The following is a 12144-nucleotide window of genomic DNA, read 5'->3' as shown; positions in this document are numbered from 1 at the left end:
TATAAGTAAAGATTGATTCAACAGACTGACAGGTTAAAAATTTTTGTACGAAAGGATTTGGGAGCTATGGATTTTATCATTCAATTAAAAGGAAATGTCCGTTTCCCATTAACATTAGATCCGACCGTTTGGATTTTTGATGATAGAAAATTGGACTTGGACGAAACAACACAAGAAACAAAAGAAGAAAAAGATTTTACAGAAGTGTTATCTAAAAACTGGGAAAAAGAAATCATGGAAGGAGCCGTTTCTCCCCCTACTATTAAATCCGAAAAGAAATTTTTAAAAGAGAAAATTTTAAATGGGACCTTTGCGATGCCCTTTAAACCATTCTTGGAAAATGCTGAGCCTAATAAAGATGCCAGCCAGTTAATTGTAGAAACTAAAGACGGAGAAATAGCTCTTCCCTTAGCAGAGGCCAATAACATCCTTCTGAAATTTTCGCACCAGGGAAAACCGCTTAAAGAAGATGGTCCAGTACATGTTATTTACGGTGACCGTTCCAATTTTGAAAATCCTATCAAAAATGTTAAAGCCTTTATTGTTAAATAACTGGTTTTTAGAAGGATAGATTACTCAAAATTAACCCGAGCATTTCATGGCGGACATAAGATCCGTTATTTAACAAAAAGGCCAGTTTTAGAAAATTATGAGTACATCAGGTCCGTTATTTGATGAAATCCCGGTTATTTTTTATGATTTTGGTCAAATAACGGATCGCATGTCCGATCAGTTCACAAAAACAGCGGTTATTTGTGAACTACCGGATCATATGACCTCTATCACCTGAGGGAATTGAGTTCAATAAGAGAATAGAAAGCCCACAATAAGTAAAACCCTCGGTTCTTGCTATAACACAACTGCAATTGTGGGCCCTTTTAATGCTTTGCCTAAAGCAATTCCGCCGCTAATTTAGCAAGGTTCGATCTTTCACCTTTTACAAGCTTAATATGGCCGGCAATGGATTGATCTTTAAACTTTTCGACTACATAAGTAAGGCCATTATTATACTCATCCAAATAAGGATGATCGATTTGTTCAGGATCCCCCATTAATATGATTTTACTTCTATCCCCAACCCTGGTTAATATCGTTTTGACTTCATGCTTGGTTAAGTTTTGAGCTTCATCAATAATTATAAATTGCTCTGGAATGCTGCGGCCGCGTATATAGGTAAGAGCTTCCACTTCAATGGAACCCATTCCCGCTAAAATGGCATCTAATTCTCCAGGCTTTTTCGTATTAAACAAGTACTCCAGATTATCATAGATTGGCTGCATCCAAGGTCGCAGCTTTTCCTGCTTCTCACCGGGAAGATAGCCGATATCTTTGCCTACAGGTACGATAGGTCTCGCTACTAATAGCTTTTTATAAATGCCTAAGTCCTCGGTTTGCCATAAACCAGCAGCCAGTGCTAACAATGTTTTGCCCGTTCCAGCTTTCCCTATCATACTGACCAGTTGAATATCATCGCGAAGAAGCAGCTCAATCGCCATGATTTGCTGGACATTTCTCGGTTTGATCCCCCAAACATGGTCTTCTTTGTGTGACAGCTTTTTAATTTTAATACCAGACGCATCCGCCATTCCAATCGCTGACGAAGAACCCCCGTAAACATCCTTCATGATAAAAAATTGATGCGGGCAGCAGGTAAACGGATTGGCTAAATCCGAAACAGGTATTTCCCCTTGTTCATAAAACTTCTTTAAAATCGTGTCATTGACAAAGATTTCATTAAAGCCAGGGTAAATATGGTCTACCTCAACAACTCGATCACTCAAAAAATCTTCTGCATATAGACCGATTGCATCTGCCTTTACCCTAACCAGGGCATCTTTTGATACTAATATGACTGGGCTGCCATTCTCTTTGGCTTCTTCCTCCAAGGATAAATTTTTCGCTACCGCTAAAATGCGATTATCATTGGTTTTTTCTATGAATATTTCTTGTAATTGCTGAAAGGAACGGTGATTTAGTTCAATTCTCAGTGTACCGCCATTTTCTAATGGGATTTTCTCGTGTAATTTCCCATTTTGCCTCAAGCTATCGATAAGTTTAGATACCTGCCTTGCATTCCTACCAATTTCATCCATATATCTTTTTTTGGAATCGACCTCCTCCAATACTACAGCTGGTATTACTACTTCATTATCTTCAAACGAAAAGATCGAATACGGATCCTGCAATAAGACATTGGTATCTAACACATAAATTTTATTCAAACCGCCGCCTCCTGCTAGAAGTATTTGCTATTCAGTTTTTTCAAAAAGCGATTGGGCGTTTGCCCGGATCACGTTTAAATTTTCTTGTTCTCACCAACTATCGAAGCTAACCTTCAGCTCGTCGCAAAGCCAGTGAAGCCTTCTATCACCTTACTTAGGTTTGTGGTCTTGTACTCCTGCACCAGTGGTTATTCGAAGAAGATTACCTTCAGCTCGTCTCAAAGTCGCAAGAAGTATTGTCAGAGAAGCATTTCGCGATGTTATTCAGGGTAGAAGCTTCGCTAAAATATATGTCCTAATGCATAAAGTTAGAAGAAGATTTGCAAACTAATTAGAAAATGCAGGAGTCTTGCTAAGCTGCTTTTTTAAAGTTGCAATGTCGCAATGCAACGTTAGATCGTTTTACGACAAGCTGTAGCAAGTCGAAAAAACTTGAGTTTAAAAGGGTGAACACGACATGGTTAAAAAATTGGGTATACTTCTTTTTTGTTTAACTTGGCTGGTAAGCTGTAACGCAAATCAAAATGCCAACGAAAATAGGGCGGCTGATAACGAAAATTTGGTTCGTGTCAAAAATAGTACCTTTGATGAGAATGTAGACCGTAAATCTGGCCAGGAGATTGCTTCACATTTAGTTGAGTTGACGACAAGAGTTCCTAATGTAGAAAATGCAACTGCAGTTGTTTTAGGGGGATATGCGTTTGTCGGCATTAATGTTGATGGAAATATGGAACGTTCGCAAGTAGGCACCGTCAAGTATTCTGTTTTAGAAGCTCTGAAAGATGATCCTTATGGTGCACAGGCGATAGTTGTAGCCGACCCTGATATTGTTCAAAGACTGAGAGAAATCAGAGCTGATATTGAAAATGGTGAACCTATTCAGGGAATTTTAAATGAGTTATCTGATATTACTGGACGTGTTATGCCAGATATACCGGAACATTTAGAAGAAACCACGCCAAAAAACGCGACCGAAAAGCCAAAGAATCAAGTTACTCAGCCAGAAGAACAACAGTTAAATAAAGAACAAAGAGATCAATCAAATCAGCAGAAATAAAAGATGGGGGGGCAATCTGCCTCCTTTTTTCATTTAGTTTAGCATTGCCTTCTCCAGAAACGAGAGGCTGTTTTAATACGCTTGATTCTTATAATCCCTTTATGTATCATATGATGACTCGTTTCCTGCGGTGTAAAATATTGGCTGCCCTTAGCAGTTTTGGAAAAGATATTCTTCAACAAAAAAAAGGCACATGGTATACTTAAGGGCGTGAGGTGACTGAATTTTGAGAGTACAGTGTTTTATCTGTGAAAAAATAGATACAATAGATGATGATTCTCCTTTAGCTAAAAAATTGCGAAACCGCCCGATCCATACATACCTGTGTGATGACTGTAATCACCGGATCACAGAGAGAACCGAAATTCGTAAGCAATCTGGTCAATTTAGACTGTATGAACCTAAAAAAGTAGAAGATGATTGGATATAGCCATTCAACCATATTAAATACAAATAACTCGCTTATGAAAGCGAGTTATTTGTATTTTTCTGGGTCTTTATTCATTTGGTTGATCATAGATTCCACATAATTGCGAGGAAGCTGTAACTGCTTTTGCTCTCCTTCTAGCACGTAGTTTACCGTCACCTTTTGTTCATCTTTTTCCACACGAATCTCTGCAACTCTGAACTGATTCCTTAGGATATCGTAAAACATGTCGGCTGTCTCATTGGCTGCTTCATCATTAGGTCGCTCGAGCGCAACCTCTCGAATCGTGAGCCAATTGTAAAAGGCTTCTTGTAAAGACCTCATCGCACACCTCTTAACCTATTCCATCTGCCTTTTCTTGCTTTTTCTGCTGTTTCAGACGGATTTTATATATTATTAATATGACAGAAGCCACGATTAATCCTTCTGCTACAGGTAAGAAAACACCGAAAAACGTTAAAATCGTACAGCCAAGAATTAAGAAGGCGTAAATAATAAACGATTTAAGAGGCGGCAATTTTTTAGCGAATCCCAATTTGTAAACAATAATGCTAAGAATGATGATAGTTAGATATAACCACCACATGCCTTCTTTTGGATTCTCATCTACCTTGTATAAAGCTGCAAAAAAGGTAAGTCGTTCCGCTACGTCCACCACTGCTTACACCACCTAAACTTTTTATACCCGTTCGTATTTCTTTTTACGCGCTAGTTTTTCTCTCTCTGCTTTGTTAAGAATTTTTTTGCGCAAACGAATGGATTCAGGTGTTACCTCACAGAATTCGTCGTCGTTAAGGAATTCTAAAGCTTCTTCTAACGTAAGAATTTTAGGTTTTTTCATCGTTACAGTATTGTCTTTTGTTGCTGAACGAACGTTCGTTTGCGCCTTAGCCTTCGTCACGTTTACATTCAGATCATTGTCCTTGTTATTAACTCCAACAATCATTCCCTCATATACTTCCGTTCCTGGCTCAATAAACATAACTCCACGGTCTTCCAAAGCGATAAGGCTGTATTGGGTAGCTTTTCCTCTTTCCATTGATACGAGGGCACCTTGGCGGCGTTCTCCCGCATGACCTGAGAATACGGGCTTATACGAGTCAAAGGTATGATGGATTATTCCATATCCTCTTGTCATAGATAAAAATTCAGTACGGTAACCGATTAATCCTCTTGAAGGAACTAAAAAGATAAGTCTGACTTGGCCCGTGCTTGTGTGAGACATATCAAGCATTTCGCCTTTTCTCTCACCGATAGATTCCATAATGCTTCCCGTGTACTCTTCAGGAACATCAATTTGAACTCTTTCAACAGGTTCACAGAGAACGCCATCGATTTCTTTTAATATAACTTCTGGTCGGGATACGAGAAGTTCATAGCCTTCTCGTCTCATATTTTCAATTAAAATGGAAAGATGAAGCTCACCTCGTCCAGATACGATCCATGCATCAGGTGAGTCAGTTGGCTCAACTCTCAAACTTACATCTGTCTTTAATTGGACTTCTAGACGTTCTTCAATTTTACGAGCTGTAACCCACTTTCCTTCCATTCCGGCAAACGGGCTGTTATTAACCTGGAATGTCATTTTTAAGGTTGGTTCGTCAATTTTCATAACGGGAAGGGCTTCAGGATGTTCTCTGTCACAAACTGTTTCCCCTACATTTACTTCCTCAATCCCGGAAATCGCTACTATATCCCCAGCCACTGCTTCTTCCACTTCATAACGCTTTAAACCAAGGAAAGAATATAGCTTTGTAATCCGATGAGATTCGGATGACCCATCTCGTTTCATTAACGTGACAGATTGTCCTGTCTTAATTCTTCCGCGATATATTCTGCCAATTCCAATTCGGCCGACATACTCGTTATAATCGAGAAGCGCAACTTGCAGCTGCAGCGGCTCATCTTCATTTGTTGGAGGCTGTGGGATTGACTCGATGATTTGATTTAATAATGGTTCCATATTATCCTCTTGTTTATTTGGATCTAAACTGGATGTTCCATTAATCCCGGATGCATAGACAACTGGAAATTCAAGCTGGTCTTCGTTTGCACCAAGCTCAATAAATAAATCAATCACTTCATCCAAAACTTCTTCTGGCCGTGCAAAAGGTTTATCGATTTTATTAATAACAACGATTGGCTGAAGATTTTGTTCCAACGCTTTTCGCAAAACAAATCGAGTTTGCGGCATACAGCCTTCATAGGCATCTACAACTAGCAGAACGCCATCCACCATTTTCATAATTCGTTCTACTTCTCCGCCAAAGTCGGCGTGTCCCGGAGTATCCAAAATATTAATTTTGTACCCGTTATAATGGATTGCTGTATTTTTGGCTAGAATTGTAATCCCGCGTTCTCTTTCAATATCATTCGAATCCATTGCTCTTTCTTCAACATGCTCATTTTCACGGAATGTACCGGATTGTTTTAACATTTGGTCTACTAATGTTGTTTTTCCGTGGTCAACGTGAGCAATAATGGCTATATTACGTATAGACATGATGTCAACCTGCTTTCTATTGTGATATCAATTCATTTATTTTTACCACTATTACGAAAAATGTGGGTCTTTTATTTTACAACTAGAACATTATATCACACGTTACTAGAAATAAACACAAAGGTTCGTTACAATATGGTTAATCCTATTTTTTATTTTTGAAAGAGAGGACCAATCAGTGGCTTCAGCAAATAAAATTTTTATGGTATATGCTTGTTTAGCAGTTCTATGTATTTCTGGTATTGGGATATTTATAAGTGAGGGAAGTTCACTAGGTATCTTCGCTTGTATAATTGGAACTGTTATCATAATGGGGGTTGGTTTTAATACGAAACGAAAGCTTCGTAAAAACGAACATTCCAATCAGTAATTCCAATAAAAAGACTGTTTCGGGATCTAGAATCCTAAAACAGTCTTTTTTGCTTTCCGCTTTGCAGTTTTCTTTTCTATCAAAAAAACAAATCACAGTGATTGCCATCTTATATTCCTGTATACTCTTTTAAATAATTTTCTCTAATCTTCTCATACACAGTAGGTGCCCCAACTAACAAGGAAGAAGGGTTTAACAAAGAAAGAGGCTCGCCTTTCAAATTCGACGTTTTTCCGCCAACCTCTTCTACCAACAGCTTACCTGCGGCGTAATCCCATGGATTTAATCGCATTGTTATGTAACCGTCTAATCTTCCAGCTGCCACATAGGCCAATTCAATCGCAGCTGCTCCATATGAACGGGTCCCTCTAACAGCTTTGACTAATGGGGAAAGGATTTGATAATCAATCCGTTTGTTGGGCGTAATCCAAGTAGCATTAAGCCCAATGATTGCTTTTTCTATAGGGACATTATTCAATCGTTTAAGCCTTACATCATTTAAAAAAGCCCCGTTTCCCGGCAATACATGATAAAAATCGTCAGCCATTACATCATAAATGATGCCTAAACGACCCTCTCCATTTTCATAAACAGCTAATGAAATCGCAAAATTTCTTTTCTGGTGGACGAAATTCATGGTACCGTCAATCGGATCTAGTATCCAAATTACCCCGTCCAATGAATCTAATTGGTCACCAAAGCCTTCCTCACCCATTATTTTATAATCAGGGTTGTAATCTTTAATCTTTTCAATAAAATATTTTTCAGTTTCTCTATCTATATTTGTGACGAGATCATTAGCATCTGATTTTGTCTCAACCAGAAGCTCTTCATCTAGAGATTCTCTAATTCTTTGCCCTGCCTCAAGTACCCACTCTTTTGCTGCTTGAGCTATATTAGTCCAGTTTGTCATCCTAATCCCCCACCATTCATTCGTCTTTACTTAGCTTACTAAAAAAAATAGAGCCTATTCAAGTATGCACCCTTCTTATGCCAATATCCCTTACTGACTGATAAAACGAAAAAAACGGATCTGTTCGGTTATTGCTGCAGACCCGTTTTTTTATTCTTTCTGTTTTATGTTTATTCTTTGTATTAAGCTATTCATTTTTCCGTCCTTTTATAATCCATTTAATTGAACCAATTCTTTACGAATCCCTTCAAGCTTTTCTTTACACTTCTTTATTTTATCTGCATCTTTTTCCTGCATGGCTTCGTATAAGACCGCTAACTCATAATTCATTTCTAATTTTAAAACCGCCAGTCTTTCTTTCTGCTGCTGATCCTTTTTCTTAATCGTTTGTACGAGTTGCTTCATATCTGCCACTCCTCTCATCATGAAATGAGCCAAAATCGAAATTTTCAGTTAGTTTTATATATTCTATGTTAAAATAATTTCTCCTGCAACTAATTTGTGCTCGTACCCAAATATTACTATTTCCCTATGAACGGACAAGAATCCTCATCCTCTAAATCATAAAAATAGGCTTCTTTTTTGCCGTTAATATACCTGTTCTGCTAGTATAATAAGGGAGGATGATGTACTTTCTTACGAGGACTGAAAAAGGAGTTAGAGACTTATGCCATTTACCGGATTTACACAATCTGATTTTGACACATTTCATATTGAAGGACTTGAGGCGAGAATGGAGGCAATCGAGAGTCGAATCCGGCCAAAATTCAGAGAGATTGGCGAAATCCTGACCAATGATCTCTCCGCATTAGCTGGAAATGAAATGTATTTACATATCGCCAAACATGCCAGAAGAACAGTAAATCCTCCAAAGGACACATGGCTGGCTATAGCCAATAATAAACGCGGATATAAACAGCATCCCCATTTCCAAATCGGGCTTTTTGACGATCATGTCTTTATATGGCTAGCCTTTATTTATGAACTTCCGAATAAAGCAGAAATTGCCCAGACCTTTTTAAAGAAACTGAAACAAGTGCAAACAATTGTACCCGAAGATTATGTCATCTCGCAGGATCATATGAAAAAAGAGGCATTCTCTGTTCAAGAGCTTGGAAAGAAAGGCTTAAAGCAAACACTGGAAAGATTCCGTGATGTTAAAAAAGCAGAATTCCTAATTGGGCGCCATATAGAATCAGACAACCCTATTTTGCAAAACGGAACCGAATTTGTAGCATTAGCTAAGGAAACCTTTGCTACACTGATGCCATTATACAAATTAGCTTACAATCAAAAATAAGGTGAAAGTTGCAAGACGTCACTTTGGGGAGGAACACTAAGTAAAGCTATGATTAAATCGCTTATCTAAATCTGGAGGTTAGAATAGGTTTGTTGCAATGCTTTTAGGTTGATTTGCCCCTGGTGATTAGAGCGGAGGGCACTCAACTCATTTCCACTGCCTTATAAAATCTATATTGTTGCAGTGGAAAGTGGGATAGAGAGGTCACGGGACACCCCGCAGGCACAAAAACTCCGAGGAGGCTCCCGGACCTCCCCGCGGAAAGCGAGTGCCCGGCCCGAAGCGGAAATCAACTGGCCGTTAGCAGAGACAATTAATTATTAAATAATCGGTAATTTTGTTTACACAAAATAAAGAATTGCCGAGAAAAATACCCTTTCTCGATAATCTGACGCCGCCCTTCGGCGGCGAGTTTTATTTATCTAGATCCTTTTATAGTCGTTCCGTCTTCCAGCTGCTTCATATCCCGAACAATCGGATATGGATCATAGCCGCTTTCCTCTTTAAATTCTTTAAACCATTTTTTCTCTTCCGCTTTTCCTGGAACAATTTCTTTAAACCTCCGATATAATTTCATGATTTCTTCCCGTTTGATCCCGCGCTCGTATGCTTTTTCAATCCCTTCGTAAAAATGGATCACATCCACAATTTCTTTTGTTGACCAATCATAATCAATTGGATAATGATATTCCATTTCGTACCCTCCTGCTATTTGAATGGCTATTTCCAATACATCCAGTTTTTATGTATTGATTTCATCATCTTTCTGTGTATTATGAACAAATCAGTATAAACTAAGAACTCAGAAATAAAAATTCCGCATCAACCACTATGCAAAGAGATAGCAAGGTGCTATAATTCTTTTGTTTTATGTCAAACGCATAGAAGCTTGTTTAATTAGCTTATAAACAGAGACTGTTTCTGATTGATATAGAAATGCGTTCCCGTAAACAATTTTGCAAGTATTTAAAAAGAGGTGTTACATCGTTGTCTCAATATGAAACTCCGTTATTTACTGGTTTACTTGAACACGCAAAAAAAAATCCGATTCAATTTCACATACCTGGCCATAAAAAAGGAACTGGAATGGATCCCGACTTTCGAGAATTCATTGGTGAAAATGCTTTATCCATTGACTTAATCAATATTAGCCCATTAGATGATTTACATCAACCAAGAGGAATAATTAAGAGAGCACAAAAGCTCGCTAGTGAGGCTTTTGGAGCAGATTATACCTTTTTTTCTGTCCAAGGGACATCAGGAGCCATTATGACAATGATCATGGCTGTCTGCGGACCTGGAGATAAAATCATCGTTCCAAGAAATGTTCATAAATCTGTCATGTCAGCGATTGTTTTCTCTGGGGCTACTCCAATTTTTATCCATCCTGAGATTGACCCTAAATTAGGAATCTCCCATGGAATAACGACAGAATCAGTTGAGAAAGCATTAGAACAGCATCCGGATGCAAAAGGGGTATTTGTAATCAACCCCACTTATTTTGGGATTTCAGCTGACCTCAAAAAAATTGTTGAGATTGCTCACTCATACTCAGTTCCTGTATTAGTGGACGAAGCTCACGGTGTTCATATTCACTTTCATGAAGAACTGCCCCTTTCAGCCATGCAAGCCGGCGCAGACATGTCCGCAACTAGTGTGCATAAGCTCGGCGGTTCAATGACACAAAGTTCAATCTTAAATGTAAGAGAAGGGTTAGTCTCGCCAAAACGTGTACAATCGATTTTAAGTATGCTGACAACTACGTCAACTTCTTATTTATTGCTTGCCTCTTTAGATGTTGCCCGCAAGCGATTAGTAACTGAAGGCAAGGCTCTATTAGATCAGACAATTGAATTAGCAGAAAAGACTCGAAAACAAATCAATGAAATCGAGGGACTCTATTGTGTCGGCAGAGAAATCCTGGGTTCGAAAGCTACATTTGATTATGATCCGACCAAATTAATTATTCATGTTCGCGATTTAGGCATTACCGGTTATGATGCAGAAAAATGGTTAAGAGAAGAAGCCCGGATTGAAGTGGAACTTTCTGACCTATATAACTTACTTTGTATTATTACACCTGGGGATACGGAAGCCGAAACCAATCATTTAGTCGAAGCGCTCAAGCGATTATCCCATATTTGCAAAGACTATACAGAGGGTGAGAAAATTGAAGTATTGCTTCCAGATATACCCGTACTTGCATTATCTCCAAGAGATGCATTTTACGCAGATACAGAAGTAATTCCTTTAAATGAATCAGCCGGAAGAATTATTGCTGAATTTGTTATGGTATATCCGCCTGGCATTCCTATTTTTATCCCTGGGGAGATCATTACTGAGGAAAACCTTGCCTATATTAAGAAAAATCTTGAAGTTGGACTTCCTGTTCAGGGGCCGGAAGATTTTGAATTAAAATCAATCAGAGTCATTAAAGAGCACCACGCGATCAAATAAGTAAAAAAAACCATCGATTTAATGTTGAATCGATGGTTTTATTATTATATTTATAAACTACTCTGTTTCTTCCTCATTATTACAATCATGGCAATGATCACATTTGGCATAGAGTACAGAAACTTTCTCATCCTCAAAGTGAGTAATTGTGGCATTGCAGGTTTGACAAATAATTGTCCCCATTGTTCCCCTTCTCCTTTGCCCTATAATTTGAAAACGCTTAACTTAATATAATAATATTATGACACATTTAGAATTTCAAGCCCTAATTGTATGTCATATTTGTCTAATTTTGTATTTTATTATTCCTATGTTACCTGAAACTTCAAAAATGATGACACTGTGATATAATTATTTTTGAAAATTGAAAATTTTAACGTTTCGAGGTGTTTCTATGAATGAGGCAGCTTTAATAAAGGTAACTCCCCACTCCCAAAAAGAATCGATTTCGTATGAAGATGTAAAAGAGATCTTAGAATACTATCAGGAAATTACACATAAGACAGGTGAACAATTAAGTTGGGATTATGATCAAATGGCATTCCCTTACACAGTTATAGAAACAAAAACTTCTGAAGGTACATATCTCCTGCTCAAGAGTAAAGAAGATCCTCATTATCATTCCATTTTGATCGATATACCAAATACATCAGATGACTCACCTTCAACTTTACTGCGTATTACATTACCACCAAGTTCAACATTAGCGGATAAAGGAAAAGCAAATGAACTATGCAGATTTATTGCAAAAAAATGGGAGGCAGAGTTAAAGCTTTTTAATAATCGGGTAATGTATTTCGATAAAAGAAAATGAAAACCCACTGTCTTTTTACTGCACCCCAATTGTTAGATAACTGATAATTGGGGTGCAGTTCAATTTTGACAGTGGGTTTTG

Annotated in this window: 15 protein-coding genes; 7 read left to right on the top strand and 8 right to left on the bottom strand. The window is 38.0% G+C overall.

The genetic code is table 11. The features are described from left to right. Positions 1 to 66: 66 nt before the first annotated feature. The gene (locus MLE14_RS13025) at positions 67 to 552 is read left to right on the top strand and encodes a peptidyl-prolyl cis-trans isomerase (protein ID WP_243298819.1); all 486 of its coding nucleotides are present in this window, start codon (positions 67 to 69) and stop codon (positions 550 to 552) included. A gap of 338 nt (positions 553 to 890) precedes the next feature. On the opposite strand, the gene MLE14_RS13020 is transcribed toward MLE14_RS13025, so the two are convergent. Continuing rightward, entirely contained in the window at positions 891 to 2222 is a 1332-nt protein-coding gene (locus MLE14_RS13020; protein WP_243298818.1) for a PhoH family protein, read from the bottom strand. 457 nt (positions 2223 to 2679) lie between these two features. Between MLE14_RS13020 and MLE14_RS13015 the strand changes: the two genes are divergently transcribed. Further along, positions 2680 to 3279 carry a YhcN/YlaJ family sporulation lipoprotein gene (locus MLE14_RS13015; protein ID WP_243298817.1) on the top strand — a complete coding sequence of 200 codons (600 nt, stop codon included), beginning with the start codon at positions 2680 to 2682 and terminating at the stop codon, positions 3277 to 3279. Between the two features lie 226 nt (positions 3280 to 3505). Then, positions 3506 to 3709: a YlaI family protein gene (locus MLE14_RS13010; RefSeq protein WP_243298816.1), complete on the top strand. Its 204-nt coding sequence runs from the start codon at positions 3506 to 3508 to the stop codon at positions 3707 to 3709. A gap of 45 nt (positions 3710 to 3754) precedes the next feature. Here the strand turns inward: MLE14_RS13010 and MLE14_RS13005 are convergent, their stop codons facing one another. Genes MLE14_RS13005 through typA form a run of 3 tightly spaced genes read right to left on the bottom strand, consistent with a single transcriptional unit; the run spans position 3755 to position 6209 of the window. Beyond that, positions 3755 to 4030 carry a hypothetical protein gene (locus MLE14_RS13005; RefSeq protein ID WP_243298815.1) on the bottom strand — a complete coding sequence of 92 codons (276 nt, stop codon included), beginning with the start codon at positions 4028 to 4030 and terminating at the stop codon, positions 3755 to 3757. A 10-nt stretch (positions 4031 to 4040) separates the two neighbouring features. After that, positions 4041 to 4364 (bottom strand): YlaH-like family protein, encoded by a 324-nt coding sequence (locus MLE14_RS13000; protein ID WP_243298814.1) that lies wholly within the window; start codon positions 4362 to 4364, stop codon positions 4041 to 4043. 21 nt (positions 4365 to 4385) lie between these two features. Then, positions 4386 to 6209, bottom strand: coding sequence for a translational GTPase TypA (typA, locus tag MLE14_RS12995; protein ID WP_243298813.1), 1824 nt, complete (start codon positions 6207 to 6209; stop codon positions 4386 to 4388). 178 nt (positions 6210 to 6387) lie between these two features. On the opposite strand from typA, the gene MLE14_RS12990 reads away from it, so the two are divergent. Continuing rightward, positions 6388 to 6579 (top strand): YlaF family protein, encoded by a 192-nt coding sequence (locus MLE14_RS12990; protein WP_243298812.1) that lies wholly within the window; start codon positions 6388 to 6390, stop codon positions 6577 to 6579. Between the two features lie 109 nt (positions 6580 to 6688). Here the strand turns inward: MLE14_RS12990 and MLE14_RS12985 are convergent, their stop codons facing one another. Both MLE14_RS12985 and MLE14_RS12980 read right to left on the bottom strand, forming a co-directional pair. Then, positions 6689 to 7492: an inositol monophosphatase family protein gene (locus MLE14_RS12985; RefSeq protein WP_243298811.1), complete on the bottom strand. Its 804-nt coding sequence runs from the start codon at positions 7490 to 7492 to the stop codon at positions 6689 to 6691. 207 nt (positions 7493 to 7699) lie between these two features. Next, positions 7700 to 7897 (bottom strand): hypothetical protein, encoded by a 198-nt coding sequence (locus MLE14_RS12980; protein WP_243298810.1) that lies wholly within the window; start codon positions 7895 to 7897, stop codon positions 7700 to 7702. 262 nt (positions 7898 to 8159) lie between these two features. Between MLE14_RS12980 and MLE14_RS12975 the strand changes: the two genes are divergently transcribed. Next, the gene (locus MLE14_RS12975) at positions 8160 to 8792 is read left to right on the top strand and encodes a YktB family protein (protein WP_243298809.1); all 633 of its coding nucleotides are present in this window, start codon (positions 8160 to 8162) and stop codon (positions 8790 to 8792) included. 418 nt (positions 8793 to 9210) lie between these two features. Here MLE14_RS12975 and MLE14_RS12970 read toward each other — a convergent pair whose 3' ends face one another. After that, positions 9211 to 9486 (bottom strand): UPF0223 family protein, encoded by a 276-nt coding sequence (locus MLE14_RS12970; RefSeq protein ID WP_243298808.1) that lies wholly within the window; start codon positions 9484 to 9486, stop codon positions 9211 to 9213. 293 nt (positions 9487 to 9779) lie between these two features. Between MLE14_RS12970 and MLE14_RS12965 the strand changes: the two genes are divergently transcribed. After that, positions 9780 to 11249 carry an aminotransferase class I/II-fold pyridoxal phosphate-dependent enzyme gene (locus MLE14_RS12965; RefSeq protein WP_243298807.1) on the top strand — a complete coding sequence of 490 codons (1470 nt, stop codon included), beginning with the start codon at positions 9780 to 9782 and terminating at the stop codon, positions 11247 to 11249. A gap of 57 nt (positions 11250 to 11306) precedes the next feature. Here the strand turns inward: MLE14_RS12965 and MLE14_RS12960 are convergent, their stop codons facing one another. Then, positions 11307 to 11432, bottom strand: a complete 126-nt coding sequence (locus MLE14_RS12960) for a GapA-binding peptide SR1P (RefSeq protein ID WP_243298806.1) — start codon at positions 11430 to 11432, stop codon at positions 11307 to 11309. Between the two features lie 211 nt (positions 11433 to 11643). On the opposite strand from MLE14_RS12960, the gene MLE14_RS12955 reads away from it, so the two are divergent. After that, positions 11644 to 12063 (top strand): DUF1885 family protein, encoded by a 420-nt coding sequence (locus tag MLE14_RS12955; RefSeq protein ID WP_243298805.1) that lies wholly within the window; start codon positions 11644 to 11646, stop codon positions 12061 to 12063. The last annotated feature ends 81 nt before the right edge of the window (positions 12064 to 12144 follow it).

The organism is Bacillus litorisediminis (assembly GCF_022808645.1).
Lineage (GTDB): Bacteria > Bacillota > Bacilli > Bacillales > JC228 > Bacillus_BF > Bacillus_BF litorisediminis.
The sequence above is the reverse complement of the archived record's forward strand: the minus strand, read 5'-3'. Positions and strand labels throughout refer to the sequence as shown.